This window comes from Herbaspirillum aquaticum (assembly GCF_002213425.1).
Classification (GTDB): Bacteria; Pseudomonadota; Gammaproteobacteria; order Burkholderiales; family Burkholderiaceae_D; genus Herbaspirillum; species Herbaspirillum aquaticum.
The window spans coordinates 22,179-37,336 of sequence record NZ_NJGV01000004.1; the positions used below are offsets into that span (position 1 = coordinate 22,179).

At 64.8% G+C, this 15,158-nt stretch carries 16 protein-coding genes; 6 read left to right on the forward strand and 10 right to left on the reverse strand.

Going from position 1 to position 15,158, the window contains the following annotated elements:
• Positions 1–12: 12 nt before the first annotated feature.
• Positions 13–465: a Cd(II)/Pb(II)-responsive transcriptional regulator gene (cadR, locus tag CEJ45_RS04660; protein WP_088754057.1), complete on the forward strand. Its 453-nt coding sequence runs from the start codon at positions 13–15 to the stop codon at positions 463–465.
• 9 nt (positions 466–474) lie between these two features.
• Here cadR and CEJ45_RS04665 read toward each other — a convergent pair whose 3' ends face one another.
• The 4 genes from CEJ45_RS04665 to CEJ45_RS04680 all read right to left on the reverse strand — a co-directional run bounded on the left by CEJ45_RS04665 (position 475) and on the right by CEJ45_RS04680 (position 5,161).
• A complete protein-coding gene (locus CEJ45_RS04665; protein WP_088754058.1) occupies positions 475–1,377 on the reverse strand; it encodes an alpha/beta fold hydrolase in 903 nt (300 codons plus the stop codon).
• A 138-nt stretch (positions 1,378–1,515) separates the two neighbouring features.
• Positions 1,516–2,487 (reverse strand): Gfo/Idh/MocA family protein, encoded by a 972-nt coding sequence (locus tag CEJ45_RS04670; protein WP_088754059.1) that lies wholly within the window; start codon positions 2,485–2,487, stop codon positions 1,516–1,518.
• The gene (gene cueR, locus CEJ45_RS04675) at positions 2,484–2,906 is read right to left on the reverse strand and encodes a Cu(I)-responsive transcriptional regulator (RefSeq protein ID WP_088754060.1); all 423 of its coding nucleotides are present in this window, start codon (positions 2,904–2,906) and stop codon (positions 2,484–2,486) included. The genes CEJ45_RS04670 and cueR overlap by 4 nt, the downstream gene beginning before the upstream one ends.
• A 2-nt stretch (positions 2,907–2,908) precedes the next feature.
• Positions 2,909–5,161: a heavy metal translocating P-type ATPase gene (locus CEJ45_RS04680; RefSeq protein ID WP_088754061.1), complete on the reverse strand. Its 2,253-nt coding sequence runs from the start codon at positions 5,159–5,161 to the stop codon at positions 2,909–2,911.
• 163 nt (positions 5,162–5,324) lie between these two features.
• Here CEJ45_RS04680 and CEJ45_RS04685 point away from each other — a divergent pair, with 163 nt between their 5' ends.
• Positions 5,325–5,525 carry a heavy-metal-associated domain-containing protein gene (locus CEJ45_RS04685; protein WP_088754062.1) on the forward strand — a complete coding sequence of 67 codons (201 nt, stop codon included), beginning with the start codon at positions 5,325–5,327 and terminating at the stop codon, positions 5,523–5,525.
• Between the two features lie 4 nt (positions 5,526–5,529).
• Here CEJ45_RS04685 and CEJ45_RS04690 read toward each other — a convergent pair whose 3' ends face one another.
• The 3 genes from CEJ45_RS04690 to CEJ45_RS04700 are packed head-to-tail and all read right to left on the reverse strand — an operon-like array spanning position 5,530 to position 8,211.
• Positions 5,530–6,699 carry a vWA domain-containing protein gene (locus CEJ45_RS04690; RefSeq protein ID WP_088754063.1) on the reverse strand — a complete coding sequence of 390 codons (1,170 nt, stop codon included), beginning with the start codon at positions 6,697–6,699 and terminating at the stop codon, positions 5,530–5,532.
• A gap of 21 nt (positions 6,700–6,720) precedes the next feature.
• A complete protein-coding gene (locus CEJ45_RS04695) occupies positions 6,721–7,308 on the reverse strand; it encodes a GNAT family N-acetyltransferase (protein ID WP_088754064.1) in 588 nt (195 codons plus the stop codon).
• A 27-nt stretch (positions 7,309–7,335) separates the two neighbouring features.
• Complete coding sequence (locus CEJ45_RS04700; RefSeq protein ID WP_088754065.1) at positions 7,336–8,211, reverse strand: AAA family ATPase; 876 nt, start codon at positions 8,209–8,211, stop codon at positions 7,336–7,338.
• Between the two features lie 202 nt (positions 8,212–8,413).
• On the opposite strand from CEJ45_RS04700, the gene CEJ45_RS04705 reads away from it, so the two are divergent.
• The 3 genes from CEJ45_RS04705 to CEJ45_RS04715 all read left to right on the forward strand — a co-directional run bounded on the left by CEJ45_RS04705 (position 8,414) and on the right by CEJ45_RS04715 (position 11,715).
• Entirely contained in the window at positions 8,414–10,663 is a 2,250-nt protein-coding gene (locus CEJ45_RS04705; RefSeq protein WP_088754066.1) for a preprotein translocase subunit TatB, read from the forward strand.
• Positions 10,664–11,027: 364 nt separating this feature from the next.
• Positions 11,028–11,348: a c-type cytochrome gene (locus CEJ45_RS04710; protein ID WP_088754067.1), complete on the forward strand. Its 321-nt coding sequence runs from the start codon at positions 11,028–11,030 to the stop codon at positions 11,346–11,348.
• A gap of 13 nt (positions 11,349–11,361) precedes the next feature.
• Entirely contained in the window at positions 11,362–11,715 is a 354-nt protein-coding gene (locus CEJ45_RS04715; protein WP_039787599.1) for a c-type cytochrome, read from the forward strand.
• Between the two features lie 77 nt (positions 11,716–11,792).
• On the opposite strand, the gene CEJ45_RS04720 is transcribed toward CEJ45_RS04715, so the two are convergent.
• Positions 11,793–12,224 (reverse strand): DUF1841 family protein, encoded by a 432-nt coding sequence (locus CEJ45_RS04720; protein WP_088754068.1) that lies wholly within the window; start codon positions 12,222–12,224, stop codon positions 11,793–11,795.
• 273 nt (positions 12,225–12,497) lie between these two features.
• On the opposite strand from CEJ45_RS04720, the gene CEJ45_RS04725 reads away from it, so the two are divergent.
• Positions 12,498–13,679 carry a branched-chain amino acid ABC transporter substrate-binding protein gene (locus CEJ45_RS04725; RefSeq protein WP_241517275.1) on the forward strand — a complete coding sequence of 394 codons (1,182 nt, stop codon included), beginning with the start codon at positions 12,498–12,500 and terminating at the stop codon, positions 13,677–13,679.
• 7 nt (positions 13,680–13,686) lie between these two features.
• On the opposite strand, the gene nth is transcribed toward CEJ45_RS04725, so the two are convergent.
• Positions 13,687–14,337, reverse strand: coding sequence for an endonuclease III (gene nth, locus CEJ45_RS04730; RefSeq protein WP_088754070.1), 651 nt, complete (start codon positions 14,335–14,337; stop codon positions 13,687–13,689).
• Positions 14,334–15,056: an electron transport complex subunit RsxB gene (gene rsxB / locus CEJ45_RS04735; protein WP_088754298.1), complete on the reverse strand. Its 723-nt coding sequence runs from the start codon at positions 15,054–15,056 to the stop codon at positions 14,334–14,336. The genes nth and rsxB overlap by 4 nt, the downstream gene beginning before the upstream one ends.
• Positions 15,057–15,158: the final 102 nt, after the last annotated feature.

Below are 15,158 nucleotides of genomic sequence, written 5' to 3' on the forward strand. Positions count from 1 at the left end.
AGCGAGGATCCCATGGATACGTTGAAGATCGGCGAGCTGGCCGCCCGGGCTGACTGCCCGGTGGAAACCATCCGCTATTACGAGAAGGAAGCGTTGCTGCCGGAGCCCACGCGCTCAGCGTCGAATTACCGGCTTTATGGCGCGCGGCACGTGGAGCGGCTGCAGTTCATCCGCCACTGCCGTTCGCTGGATATGACGCTTGATGAAGTGCGCGAACTGCTGCGCCTGCGCGACGCACCCGAGCAGAATTGCGGCGAAGTCAACGCGCTGCTGGACAAGCACATCGGCCACGTGGCCCAGCGCATCGTGCAGTTGCAGGCCTTGCAGGAACAGTTGCACCAGCTGCGCGCCCAGTGCGAGGTGGAGCAGCCGGCGCGCGACTGCGGCATCCTGCAAGGATTGGCCAGCCTGCCCGACGACATGAAGCCGTCCAACCTGGGCAGCCACGGGGGAGGCTGCCACTGACGCTGAGGTTCAGGCCGGGTGCGCCAGCCAGGCCAGCACTTCCTCGACGGCTTCTTCCGGTTTTTCGCGCTGGGGGAAATGCCCGGCGCCCGGGATGAGCACGCGGCGATAGGCGGCCCCGAAGTAGCGCTCCCGGTCTTCCGAGGTCGAGGGATGATTGGCGCCATCCTCGGTGCCATGCAGCACCAGCGTGGGCACCATGATGCGCGGCGTCTCCTGCAACCTGGCTTCCAGCGCGGCATAGGCGGGGTCCCCTTCGGCGAAGCCCCAGCGATGCCGGTAGGAATGCACGCAGATTTCGGCCCAGTCGGGATTGTCGAAGGAGGCCGCGGTGTTGGCGAATTCGCTGTCCGCAAATTTCCAGGAAGGTGACCAGGTATTCCACATGAAGCGTGCGAAGCCACGGCGATCCTCGCGCAATTCCGTTTCACCGCGCGGGGTCGCGAAGAACCAGTGGTACCAGTAATTGCGCGATTGCTGCAGCGACAGCCGCTGCCCCGGCGTGTTGGTGCCCCAGCCGACCGAGAGGGCGATGCAATGGGTGATGCGTTCGGGCGTCTGCGAGGCGGCGATGTAGGCGGCCCGAGCACCCCAGTCGTGGCCGATGACGGAGTAGCGCTCCAGGCCCAGGGCATCGGCAAAGGCTATCAGGTCGCTGCCCAGCGCGGCCAGCTGGCCGCTGCGGGGTGTTGATGCAGAGAGGAACCGCGTCGGGCCGTAGCCGCGCAGGTAGGGCCGGATCACGCGGTAGCCGGCCGCCCGCAGGGGGCGCAGGAAGGCGTCCCAGGTGCGTACGTCGTCCGGCCAGCCATGCAGCAGGATCACGGCAGGGGCTTCTGGCGGGCCGCTGGTTTCAAAGCCGATGCGCAGTGTGTCGGTCTCGATGAACGTCAGGTGATTGCTCTGTGGCATGTCGGACGGCCCCCCGTGATATGGATGTTATTGGTACTGGCTGGATACGGTAACTTTTAGTGATTTATGAAGGGTAATTATCATCGCAAGTCGGCAAGCGTGCTGCAAGCCATGCATTTTTCAAGCAGGTGAAGGATTTCACCGGTTTGCCAGAATCGCTTCCATCATCCATGCCGTGTGCGCAGCGCTGTCGCCACAGGAGGGATGAGGCGCCCCTCCGCTGAGGTGCTTTTGCAGGTTGGCTACGTGGTATTGCTGGATGTGTTGCGGATTGGGGATGACCAGCTCCACGCGCTCCGCCGGCGTGGTCAGGACCAGTGGCTGTTCCTCGAAGATGGAAAATTCCAGCTTGCCTGCGCTGCCCGTGATCTCTGCCCGATCAGCCCGTTCAAAGCTGCCGAAATGCCAGCTGCCGCTGCCGGTGACGCCACTGTGATAGCGCCAGCTGGCAGCCACCGCATCTTTGGCGCTGTAGATTCCTTGCTGGTTGGCGCTGGCACCGGCCACCTGTGCCACGTCGCCGAAGAAGTGCGAGAACAGGTTCAAACCATGGCTGGCAAGATCATCGAAGTAGCCGCCCGGTGCGATGCGGGCATCGGTGCGCCAGCGATAGCGGCCTTGCAGGTCATCCGGGTGCGGGGTGCGCGCCAGCTGCCAATGTACGTGGCGCGGCGTGCCGATGCGGCCTTCCTGCAGCCATCGGCGCACCTGCTCGAAACGCGGCAGCGAGCGCCGGTAATAGGCCACGAACAGCGGTTGTCGCGCCGCCTCGAAGGCAGCGAGCATCTGCAGGCATTCGGCATGGCTGGGAGCCATCGGCTTTTCGACGCAGCAGGGTTTGCCGGGGGCCGCGACCTTCAAGGCATAGTGCAGGTGCGTATCGGGCGGGGTGGCGATGTAGACGGCATCGATAGCGGGATCGCCGATGAGCGCATCGGCATCATCGAACCAGCGCGGTACGCCGTGGCGCTGCGCGTAGTCGGCGGCCAGGGCGGCGTCGCGGCGCATGACGGCGGCCAGTTCGAAACCGGGTGTGCTGCGATAGGCCGGGCCGCTTTTCGTTTCGGTGACGGCACCGCAGCCGATGATGCCCCAGCGCAGCACGGTCATGGCTGTGACTCCGTATGGGCGCAGCAGCCCGGCTCTGCGCCGAGGGCATCGAGGATGGGGCAGTCCGGGCGATTGTCGCCATGGCAGTCCTGCACCAGGCGTTCCAGCGTGCCCTTCATGGTCTGCAGTTCACGAATGCGCTGTTCCAGTTCGCCGATGTGGGTCTGGGCCAGCTGCTTGACCTTGCGGCTGGAGCGCGACTGGTCCAGCCACAGCCCGATCAGGTCGCTCACCTGGGTCATGGAAAACCCCAGTTGCCGGGCCTGGCGGATGAAGCGCAGCAAATGCACGTCGCGCTCGCCATAGACGCGGTAGCCGGCATCGGTGCGGCCGACCTTGGGGATCAGGCCCGTTTCTTCATAATGGCGAATCATCTTGGCCGAGACACCCGAGGCACTGGCGGCTTCTCCGATATTCATGTTCACTTCTCCGTGTTTGCAGGCCCCTGCGGGTGCCAGCGGCGCAGCAGCAGGGCATTGCTGACCACGCTCACGCTGGAAAACGCCATCGCCGCGCCGGCCAGCATGGGGTTGAGCAGGCCGAAGGCGGCCAGGGGAATTCCGACCAGGTTGTAGATGAATGCCCAGAACAGGTTCTGGCGAATCTTGCCGTAGGTGCGGCGCGAGATGTCGATGGCGTGGGCTGCCAGGCCGGGATCGCCATGCATCAGCGTGATCCCGGCAGCCTGCATGGCCACGTCGGTGCCGGTGGACATGGCGATGCCGACATCGGCAGCGGCCAGCGCGGGGGCATCGTTGACGCCGTCGCCGACCATGGCCACCACATGCGCGCCGTTCTCACGCAGGGCGGCAACGGCCTCGGCCTTGTCGCCGGGCAGCACTTCGGCGCGCACATCCTGGATGCCCAGTGCGGCGGCCACTTGTTGTGCGGCTCCCCGGTTGTCGCCACTGAGCATGGCGGTGCGGATGCCCAGGGCGTGCAGGGTGGCGATGGCTTGCTGCGCACCGGGCTTGATCTCGTCGCCGAAGGCCAGCAGGCCGAGGATGCGGACATGGCCCGCTTCACGTTCGGCCAGCCAGGACAGGGTACGTCCCAGGGCTTGCAACTGCTCGGCGCGCGCTTGCAGGGCCGGGGCGCTGGCCTGCAACTGCTGCATCCAGCGGCTGCTGCCCAGGTAAAGTGCCCGGCCATCGACATGGCCTTCGATGCCCAATCCGGCCACGCTGCGCACTTGCTCAGCTTGCGGGATAGCCAGGCCCGGCTGCGCAGCCGCCGCCTCCATCACGGCACGTGCCAGCGGGTGTTCACTGCGGGCTTGCAGGGCGGCTGCCAACGCCAGCAATGCATGGTCCTGATCGCGTCCGGCAGCATCAGCGGCTTCCATTTCAGTCAGGCGCGGGCGGCCCTCGGTGAGCGTGCCGGTCTTGTCGAACGCGATCACATCGACCCGATGCGCGATCTCCAGCGCCTGCGCGTCCTTGATGAGGATGCCGTGGCGTGCTGCCACGCCGGTGCCGGCCATGATGGCCGTGGGCGTGGCCAGGCCCAGTGCGCAAGGGCAGGCGATCACCATCACCGCGACCGCATTGAGCAGGGCCTGTTGCCAGTCGCCCGCCACCAGGCCCCAGCCGAGGAAGGTCAGGGCTGACAGGATGAGAACAGCCGGCACGAAGACGGCGCTGACCTTGTCCACCAGGCGCTGGATCGGTGCCTTGGCCGCCTGCGCCTGTTCCACCATGCGCACGATGCGCGCGAGCATGGTTTCGGCACCGATGGCGGTGGCTTCGAAGACCAGCACGCCTTCCGCATTGATGGCGCCGGCGGCCAGCTTGTCACCGGCTTGCTTGGCTTGCGGGCGGCTCTCGCCGGTCAGCAGGGCTTCATCCAGATGGCTGCGGCCCTCCTTGACGATGCCGTCGACCGGGACCCGCTCGCCCGGACGCAGCACCACCAGGTCCCCCACGCGCACCTGGGCCAGCGGCACGTCGATGTCTTGTCCATTGCGGCGCACGCGGGCGTGATCGGGGCGCAGCGCGTTGAGGGCGGCGATGGCGTCGGCCGTCTGGCGCTTGGCGCGGCCTTCCAGCCATTTGCCCAGCAGCACCAGGGTGATCACCACGGCCGAGCTTTCAAAGTAGAGGTGCGGCATGGCCATGGCGTGATCACCCATGGCCGGCATGCTCAGCCATTGCCACACCGACAGCCCGTAAGCCGCGCTGGTGCCCAGCGCTACCAGCAGATCCATGTTGCCCGAACGCGCGCGCAGCGCGCCCCATCCGGCGTGATAGAAACGCCAGCCCAGCCAGAACTGCACCGGTGTGGCCAGCAGCCATTGCCACAGCGGGGGCAGGCTCCAGCGGATGCCCAGCGGGGCCAGCAGCATGGGCAGCAAGAGCGGCAGCGACAGCGCGGCCGCGACGGCCACCGGCCACCAGCTTGGCAGGCGGCGTGTGGTGCTGGCCGGCGCGGCAGTCTCTTCAGGGATGTGCTGGTGCGCCTGATAGCCGGCTTTTTCGATGGCGGCAATCAGGGTCGCCGGGGCCACGGGTTCGGCCGTGGCGATGCTGGCGCGTTCTGTGGCGAGGTTGACGCTGACCTCGGTCACACCGGGGATTTTCTTGAGCACCTTCTCTACGCGCATCACGCAGGAGGCACAGCTCATGCCTTCGATATCAAGGCTGATCTCGGCGGTAGCAGGGGAGGAAGAGGACATGGCAACAACTCCGGAAGGATGATCGATGCCTGCATCATCATCCTTCCCATGATGGTAAGGTCAAGTCGGATTGTCGCATGGATGCTTGAAGCTGCGCTTGACCTTCCCTTGGTAGGAAGGTTTAAGCTTCCATCATTGACTTCATTTCATGAAAGGAAACGCCATGAGCACCACCTTCACCGTCAACGACATGACCTGCAACCACTGTGCAGGCGTCATCACCAAGGCTGTCAAGGATGTGGACGCCAATGCCAGGGTCGACATTGCAGTGGCCGACAAGCGCGTGGTCATCGACAGCAGCCTGCCGGCGCAGCAGTTTGCCGAGGCCATCGAGGAAGCAGGCTATACCCCGGTCGCGGCCTGAGGACCTACTTGCTGAGCAATCGCATCGCTCCCTCCAGCCCATCCATGGTCAGCGGGAACATGCGGTTGTTCATGAGCTGGCGGATCAGCGCGATCGATTGCCGGTATTGCCACAGGCCTTCCGGCTCGGGATTGAGCCAGACGAAGTGCGGGAAAGTACTGGTGAAGCGCTGCAGCCACTCTGCCCCCGCTTCTGCATTGTTGTATTCCACCGAGCCGCCTGGCTGCACGATTTCGTAAGGGCTCATGGTGGCATCGCCCACGAAGATGAGCTTGGTGTCCGGCGTGTACTTGCGCAGCACATCCCAGGTCGGGAAGCGCTCGGCGTGGCGGCGGCGGTTGTTCTTCCACAGGTAGTCATAGACGCAGTTGTGGAAATAAAAGAACTCCATGTTCTTGAACTCGGTGCGGGCCGCCGAGAACAGTTCTTCGGTGCGGGCGATGTGGTCGTCCATCGAACCGCCGACATCGAAGAGCATCAACACCTTGATCTTGTTCTTGCGCTCGGGCTGCATGCGGATGTCCAGGTAGCCGGCATTGCTGGCGGTGGCGCGGATGGTGTCGTCCAGCGCCAGTTCCTCCTCCAGCCCTTCACGGGCAAAGCGGCGCAGGCGGCGCAGCGCCACCTTGATGTTGCGCGTGCCCAGTTCGCGTTCGCCGTCGTAGTCCTTGTATTCGCGTTCTTCCCATACCTTCACCGCGCTGCGCTGGCCACCCTTGCCGCCGATGCGGATGCCCTCGGGGTTGAAGCCGCCATGGCCGAAGGGCGATACCCCGCCGGTGCCGATCCATTTGCTGCCGCCTTCGTGGCGCTCCTTCTGTTCTTCCAGCAACTGCTTCAAGCGGTCCATCAGCTTGTCATAACCGAACTTCTCGATGGCGGCCTTCTGCTCGGGCGTGAGATCGCGCTGCAATTGCTTGACCAGCCATTCCAGCGGAATCTCCGGCCGCTTCTCGAAGATCGTTTCGATGCCCTTGAAGTAGGCTCCGAAGGCGCGGTCGAACTTGTCGAAGTGCGCTTCGTCCTTGACCAGCGTCAGGCGCGACAGAAAGTAGAACTCATCCAGGGAAGGTGAAATGACCTGCTTGTCCATTGCCTCCAGCAGGGTCAGGAATTCCTTGATCGAGGCCGGCACGCCAGCCTGTTTCACGGTGTAGAAGAAATCGATGAGCATGAATGCAATCCCGCAGCCGCCTCAGCGGCCCAGCTTGAACTGGAGATGGCGGCGCACCGTCGGCCATTCCGATTCGATGATGGAAAACACCACCGTGTCGCGATAGGAGCCGTCGGGCATGCGCTGGTGATTGCGCAGGACGCCGTCCTGCTTGGCACCCAGCCGTGCAATGGCCGCGCGCGACTGCTGGTTCATCCAGTGGGTACGGAACTCCACGGCGATGCAGTGCATGTCCTCGAAGGCGTGCGTGAGCAGCATCAGCTTGCACTCGGTATTGATGCCGGTGCGCTGGGCACTGGCGGCATACCAGGTGGAGCCGATCTCCACGCGCCGGTTGGCCACATCGGCATTCATGTAGGTGGTCATGCCGCACAGTGCGCCGGTGTCATTGCGGCGGATCACGAAGGGCAGCATGCTGCCCTGCTGCTGCAGGTGCAGGCGGCGTTCGATCTCGGCGCGCATGTTTTCCGGCTTGGGGATGGCGGTGTACCAGAGCTTCCACAGCTTGCCATCCGAGACAGCGGCAATGAGCGCATCGTGGTGCTCGGGATGCAGCGGCTCGACGGTGGCGAACTGGCCCTTCAAGGTGATCGGCGAGAGGAATTGCATGGCGGCTCCCGGTGGATGGCGACAGGTTCAGCGGTTGTTGCGCGACATGAAGACCAGGCGCTCGAACAGGTGCACATCCTGCTCGTTCTTGAGCAGCGCGCCATGCAGGGGCGGGACCACGGCCTTGTTGTCCTGGCTGTGCAGGGCTTCGGGCGGGATGTCCTCGGCCATGAGCAGCTTGAGCCAGTCGATCAGCTCCGAGGTCGAGGGCTTCTTCTTGATGCCCGGCACCTCGCGCACCTGGTAAAAAGCGTCCAGCGCGCGCGCCAGCAGGTCGCGCTTGATGTGCGGGAAGTGCACGTCGACGATCTGCTGCATGGTCTCCTTGTCGGGGAACTTGATGTAGTGGAAGAAGCAGCGGCGCAGGAAGGCGTCCGGCAATTCCTTCTCGTTGTTGGAGGTGATGACCACCAGCGGCCGGTGTTTGGCACGCACCAGTTCGCGCGTCTCGTAGACGTAGAACTCCATGCGGTCGATTTCGCGCAGCAGGTCGTTGGGGAATTCGATGTCGGCCTTGTCGATCTCGTCGATCAGCAGCACCACCGGCTCCTCGGCCGTGAAGGCCTGCCACAGCACACCCTTGACGATGTAGTTGTGGATGTCCTTGACGCGTTCATCGCCCAATTGTGAATCACGCAGGCGCGAGACCGCATCGTATTCGTACAGGCCCTGCTGGGCCTTGGTGGTGGACTTGATGTGCCACTGCAGCAGGGGACGGCCCAGGGCGGCGGCCACTTCCTCGGCCAGCATGGTCTTGCCGGTACCGGGCTCGCCCTTGATGAGCAGCGGACGCTGCAAGGTGAGGGCGGCATTGACGGCCAGCTTGAGGTCATCGGTGGCAACGTAGTTGTCGCTGCCGGTGAATTTGCCTGCGTTGGATGATGCGGTGGAATGATCTGGCATGGATGCTGTCCTTGTCAGGTTGCTGTGGTTGGATTGCCGGGAAGATGCGGCATTGCAGCAGCCGCGCCGGACATTTCTTCGAGTATAAGGGAAAAGCCGGCCAACACCGGCGCAGCGGCGAGGGCTTGAATTCTGCTCAATCGTTCTTATATCAAGGGCTACGCATGCAACAAACTGAAAGCGCCCCAGGCGCTCACTGCCCATGAAATTTCTTTTCTTCAAGATGCTGGTGGTGTGGAGACGGATGCGTCACGGCATGCAGGCGCGTTACATGGACCGTCATGACGTCGGCCGGCAGCTGGAAGTCCTGATGCGTCGCATCGACCCGGCAGCCAGCTGGCATGAGCGGGCCAACTGGATGATCGACGTGGCCGAGTGGCTGCGCCACCGTCCCGCAGTCTCGCTGCTGGATCGCCAGGCTTGGCACCAGGTACGGCGCCAGCGTCTGGCCATCATGCTGGACTGGCTGGACCAGCACCGTGACGTGCGGCGCGCGGTCCAGAACGCGCTGCAGAAGACCCTGCGCGAAGCCACCGGCCCCGAACTCTTTTCCACCACCGGCCTGCCGCACGAACCCGGCTTCTTCGGCGAGCTGACCGAACGCCTCGCCCGGCTGATCCTGCCGCGCCACCTCTCGCCGACTGATCTCTCCTCGCTCTTCACGGCCATGTTCCCCGATCCGGACGATGCCGCCTGGCTGCTGGAGCTGGACAATGAGCTGCTGCAGCGGCTGTGGAAGCTGATGGCCGATGACGGCATCTCCCACATGTACTGGCAGCAGATCGAGGAAGCCATCACCTACCTCACCACCACCGTGGTGGCCGATGGCATCAGCCCGGCCTTCCGCCAGCGGCTGGAACCCAAGATGCCCATGCGCGCCACGCCCTTCCTGGCGCTGCGGCGGGAGATGGAAGCCTGGCTGCGCGCCCAGCCGGGCGACCTCGGTGCCTTGCGCAGCGTGCGCATGCTGGTGGCCGTGTGCCATGCGCAGACCGACCGCATCTATGCGCACCTGGATGAATACGGCGTCTCGGTGAGCCTGGTCTATCGCGTCGAACGCATGCGCGCACACCTGCAGCGCATCGGGCGGCTTATTGACGTGCGTTCCGGCGTGCCTGGTCCCGTCATCAGCCCGGCCGTGCCTGGCATGGTGGCGCGGCCGGCGGCGCTGGCCGGGGCAGGGCGCATGCAGTTGCTGCTGTGCGACCTGATTTCCGCCCACCATCACCGCGACTCGGTGCGCGGGCTGATGCGGCGCAGTTTTGCCTTGCTGGCGCGCAAGATGGTCGAGCGCAACGCTGACCACCGCGAGCAAGCCATCGCCCGCGACGGCGCCGGGTATCGCCGGGTGATGCGAGCCGGTCTGGTGGGGGGCGCGGTCATCGCCGCCACGGCCCTGGTCAAGCAGAGCCTGTCGACGCTGGGCGTCGTGCACTTCGTCGACGGGGCGCTGGCGTCGCTGAACTATGCGGCCAGTTTCCTGCTCATTGCCGCGCTGGGCGGCGTGCTGGCCACGCGCCAGCCGGCCGTGACCGCACCGGCGCTGGCTTCTCGCATGGGGGACCTGGATGCCGATGGCATGCGCGAGCTCATCGCCGAATCCGGCCAGCTGTTGCGATCGCAGTCGGCGGGCATCTTTGGCAATCTGCTGGCGGTGATCCCGGTCACGGCAGCGCTGTGCGCGCTGGGCTGGTTTGCACTGGGCAGCCAGCCGATGCCGGCCAACGAGGCGCGCCAGGCCATCGCTGCGCTCTCGCTGGTCGGCCCCACTCCCCTGTATGCCGCGCTGACCGGCGTGCTGCTGTGGCTGGCCAGTCTTGCGGCCGGCTTCGCCGACAACTGGTTCGCCCTGCGCCGGGTGCGGGAGGTCGTCTCCAACCATCGCCGCCTGGTGCATGGTCTTGGTGCCATGCGCGCCCAGCGCTGCGCCGCCTGGCTGGAGCGCAACGTGGCCACCATTGCCGGTAGCCTGTCGCTGGCCCTGCTGCTGGGATTGGCCCCGGTGGTGGCGGCCTTCTTCAGCCTGCCACTGGATATCCGCCATGTAACGCTGGCCGCCGGTGCGCTGACTGCCGCAGTCTTCAGCCTCGGCTGGGAAACCCTGATGACGCCTGCCTTCTGGCTGGCCGCCGGGGGTGTGGCCGTGACCGCCCTGCTGTCGGTGGCGGTAGCCTTCGCCTGCGCCCTGGCCCTGGCACTACGTTCACGCGACCTGCCGCGCCGCGCCCGCAATATTGCGATGCGGGCGGTGTTGCGCCGTTTCGTCGTGCGGCCCTTGTTCTTCATTCTTCCGCAAAAGAAGGATGCGGCAGTGCAGGATGACGCCGGCGAAGACGAGGACGACAACGATGAGGGCGAGGGCGGCGCGCGCGAGGACGACCCGCAACCGCGCCTGGCTTCAGCTGAGCGGGGGCAGGATATGCATGTCCAGGCTACGCGGCATGTCGCCTAGCGTTGGCATCAGCCAGATGCCATAGCGTTAATATTGCAGCGCATATAATGGATCGATCGCCCGCCCGGCCTTGCCTGGCGGGCGATTGCGTCTGTCGGGGAGGGTTTGCGGGCAGGGATGACGCTGCCGGTTTTATTGGTTAGAATCGAAATCGTTTTTTGCGCAAGGCAGGGGGAGTGGAGAGACAAGCTTGAGCCGAAACACCGGTTGAGCCATAGCAGAACAGCCAAACCTGCAGTACCAGGGCAATCGAACAAGCACGATAAAGTTTGCCGCTGGCAGCAAAAGATGCGTTTCGTCGGGTGTCCGCCGCGCCGAGGTTGAGGCGGGACGGATGGCAAGTCCAATCACTTACCCTGCTCACATGAAAAAACACCTCGTGTTTCTTGCCCTGGCTGGCGTGCTCGGCAGTGCAACTGCGGCCGACATCGTCGGCAACGCCAAGGCCGCTGAAAACAAAGTCTCCATGTGCATCGGTTGCCATGGCATCCCCGGCTACAAAGCCAGCTATCCCGAGGTCTACCAGGTGCCGATGCTGGGTGGCCAGTCCGCCAAGTACATCGAGAACGCGCTGCGTGCCTACCAGAAGGGGGAGCGCAAGCATCCTTCGATGATGGGCGTGGCCGCCAGCCTGTCGGACCAGGACATCGCCGACCTGGCCGCCTACTATTCGCAGCAGAAGTAAGGGGAGCCACGAGATGAAGAAGAACCTGATTGCCCTGTCGCTGCTGGGCGCCACAGCCCTGCTGTCGCAAGCGGCCAGCGCCGCCGATGTGGCCAACGGCCGTGCGCTGGTGGAGAAGTACAACTGCGCCTCCTGCCACGGCAAGGACTACAACTCGCCCATCGATCCGGGCTACCCGAAGCTGGCCGGCCAGCATGCGGACTACCTCAAGCATGCCCTGACGGCCTACCGCCGGGGCGACACCGCCATGAATGGCCGCAACAACGCCATCATGTCCGGCCAGGCCAAGCCGCTCACGGATCGCGACATCAACGACATCGCCGCTTATCTGCACAGCCTGCCGGGGAGTCTGGTGGTGCGCAAGTAAGCTGCGCTGGTCCATTACGAGAAAAAGCCACGCCGGCTGGGTGTTGCGGCGTGGCTTTTTGTTGTGCGCGTGAAGGTTTATCCCTGCGCCCGCCGCTTGATATTCTCGATATAAGCCGCGCCATCCGGCGGCAAGCCATTGCGCTGGGCGTTCCAGATCATTTCGCCCAGGGCTTCCATGATTTCATGATGGGCATCGTGCTCCGAGCCGCGGCGCTGGGCCAGCAGCTGGAAAGCGCCACGAATGCCGGGGGGCTGGTCGATGGAGATCTGTTCCGTGATCGACAGGTGCATCGACAGATGCAGGAAGGGATTGCTCTGGCCGCGCTCGATCGAATAGTCGGCCGCCAGCGCTTCATCCACGTCGCGCAGGGCATCGTGGTATTCCGGATGCTGCAGGATCCAGTCGCGGGCGATGGCTTCCAGGGGCGTCAGCACCTGGTTGCCCTGGTGCTTGCGGTAGGCTTCGCAGAAGAAGCGGCGGACATCGTGCTGGGACGGCGTGAACATGGCGGTGCATCAATCGGGGATAAAGCGCTATTCTACGCTGGTCTGCCACGCGCTTCAGGAGGCCGGCCAAGGCCTGCGCCATGACAGGCCAAGATGAAGTAATATTCTTTCCCTACGACAAGCATCTGAATAATCCATCCAATGCAGTACCCGGCCGCATCGCCCTGGCGCGATGGGGGGAACGCAAGGCCGGGCAGCGAGAAGGAAGCATGCATGCTTTTTGGCGGAAGCCTGATCGGGCCTGTGCGCCGTCCACGGACATGGACGCGGCCGTTGCTTTGTATCGCGCTGGCCTTGCTGGGCTGCTGCGCGCAGGCCGCGCTGGCGGCTCCCTCGGCAGCGGCCAAGGCGAGCATGGCCGGCGACGAGCACGCGGGCGACGAATCGACCCTGGCCATCGGCTTTGCCGGCCCCCTGAGCGGCCCTTCCATGGGCGTTGGCCGCAGCATGCGCAATGGAGTGCAATTGGCGCTGGATGAGGCCAACCGGCGCGGTGTGGTCATCGCCGGCAAGCATTACCGGCTCAAGCTGGTGTCCCAGGATGACAGGGCGGACCCCGCCACGGCGGAGTATGTCGCACGTTACCTGGTCGGTCAGCACGTCATCGGTGTGGTCGGCCACTGGACCAGCGGCACCAGCCTGGCAGCGGCTCCGGTCTACCATGCGGCAGGCGTGATCCAGGTGACCCCTTCGGCGATGAGTCGCAAGCTCACGGCCCTGTCGTATCCGCGCATCTTCCGCACCATTCCCAACAACGAGAGCATCGGCCGCTGGTCTGCGCGTTATGCCGTCGACAAGCTTGGCTTGCGCTCCGTAGTGACCATGGATGACCGCACTCCCTTCGGCCAAGGGCTGGCCGAGCAGTTCGCCCGCGAGGTGGAGGCGCAGGGGGGCAAGGTACTGGCGCGCTACAACGTCAGCGACAAGACCTCCGACTTCAACGCCCCGCTGATGCAGGCGCGCAGCCTCAAGCCGGACCTGATCTTCTTCGGCGGGCTGGACTGGCAAGCCGGTGTGCTGGCCAAGTCCATCCGCCGCTTGAAGCTGGAGGCGCGCCTGATGACCTCGCCCGGCACACTGGGGCTGCCCTTCCTGATGCGCGCCGGTCCCGATGCCAACGGTGCGCTGGTCCTCGAACCCGGACCGCCGCAGGACAAGATGCCCGGCTGGCGGCACTTCCGCCAGCGCTACAGTGAGGCTTTCGACTCCGATATCGACCTCTATGCGGTCTTCGCTTATGAAGCGGCGCAGTCCATCCTGCTGGGCCTGCGCCAGGCTGGCAGCACCGATCCGGATGCGATTGCCAGGGCCATGCACCGTTTGCGTTTCGAGGGCGTGAGCGGACCGGTGGCCTTCAACGAGGAAGGCGACCTGCTCAACCCGACTTTTACCCTGTATGAAGTCCAGGACCAGCGCTGGGTGCCGGTCACGCGCCTGTACGGGCTTCCGCGCTAGAGCGTTCTCAGACGCCCTTGGCCGGAAGTGGCGTTTTCTGCTTGAATTCGCAGAGGTCGGCGATGCTGCAGTTCCAGCATTGCGGCTTGCGCGCGATGCAGGTGTAGCGGCCATGCAGGATCAGCCAGTGGTGCGCATCCTGGCGAAATTCCGGCGCCACGAACTTGATGAGCTTGCGCTCGACTTCGTCCACATCCTTGCCCGGTGCAAGGCCGGTACGGTTGGAGACCCGGAAGATATGCGTATCCACCGCGATGGTGGGATGGCCGAAGGCCGTATTGAGGACCACGTTGGCGGTCTTGCGGCCCACGCCCGGCAAGGCTTCCAGCGCCTCGCGCGACTCCGGTACCTCGCCGCCGTGTTCTTCGATGAGGATGCGGCAGGTCTCGATGACGTTCTTGGCCTTGGTGCGATACAGCCCGATGGTCTGGATGTAAGGCATGAGCTGGTCCACCCCCATGCGGTAGATGGCCTCGGGCGTATTGGCCACCGGATAGAGCTTGCGGGTGGCCTTGTTCACCGACACATCGGTAGCCTGCGCTGACAGCAGCACGGCGATCAGCAGCTCGAACGGCGTGGTGTATTCCAGTTCGGTGGTGGGCGTCGGGTTGGCCTGGCGCAGGCGCTCGAAGATCTCGCGGCGTTTGGTCGGGTTCATGGCGGTGGGCTGTCGGTCTGGGGGCTGGCTTGTTCGGCTTGCAGTTTCTTCAGGCGCGCGCGCTCCATGGCGGCCTGGATGATGGCTTTCTTGCGGGCCAGTTCGGCTTGTTCTTCGGGCGTGCCGGCCGCCGCTGCCTCCACTTCCTTGAGCTTGGCAGCGGCCTTGGCGGCCAGGCGGGCATCGTTTTCTTCCTTCTCGCGCCGCAGGCGCAGGGTGCGCCAGTCATGGCGCGCGCGGGCAGCATCGGCTTGTTCCTGGCTCCAGGCCTGCCAGCCAGTACGGCCGGGCGTAGCCTCGACCATGCTGATGCAATCGACCGGGCAGGGGGCCACGCACAGGTCGCAGCCGGTGCAGAGCGATTCGATCACCGTATGCATCTGCTTGGCGGCGCCCGCAATGGCGTCCACCGGGCAGGCCTGGATGCAGAGCGTGCAGCCGATGCAGACGGCTTCATCGATCAGCGCCAGGCGGCGAGGCTGTTCGCTGCCGTTGGCCGGGTTCAGCGGGATCACCGGTTTGCCCAGCAATTGTGCCAGCCGCGCCACGCCTTCCTGGCCGCCAGGCGGGCACTGGTTATACGGGGCGCGGCCCTCGGCCATGGCCTCGGCATAGGGACGGCAGGCCGGATAGCCACACTTGGTGCACTGGGTTTGCGGCAGCAGGTCTTCGAGGCGGTCGGCCAGGGAGGCGGGGGCGGTGGTGGCGGATGGCGGCACGGCGGTCAGGCAGTTCAACGGGACAAGGGCGCTATTATCCGGCCAAACCGCCGCCAAGTCATGCCGCCGCCACAAAGCAAAACGGCACCACCGTACAGACGG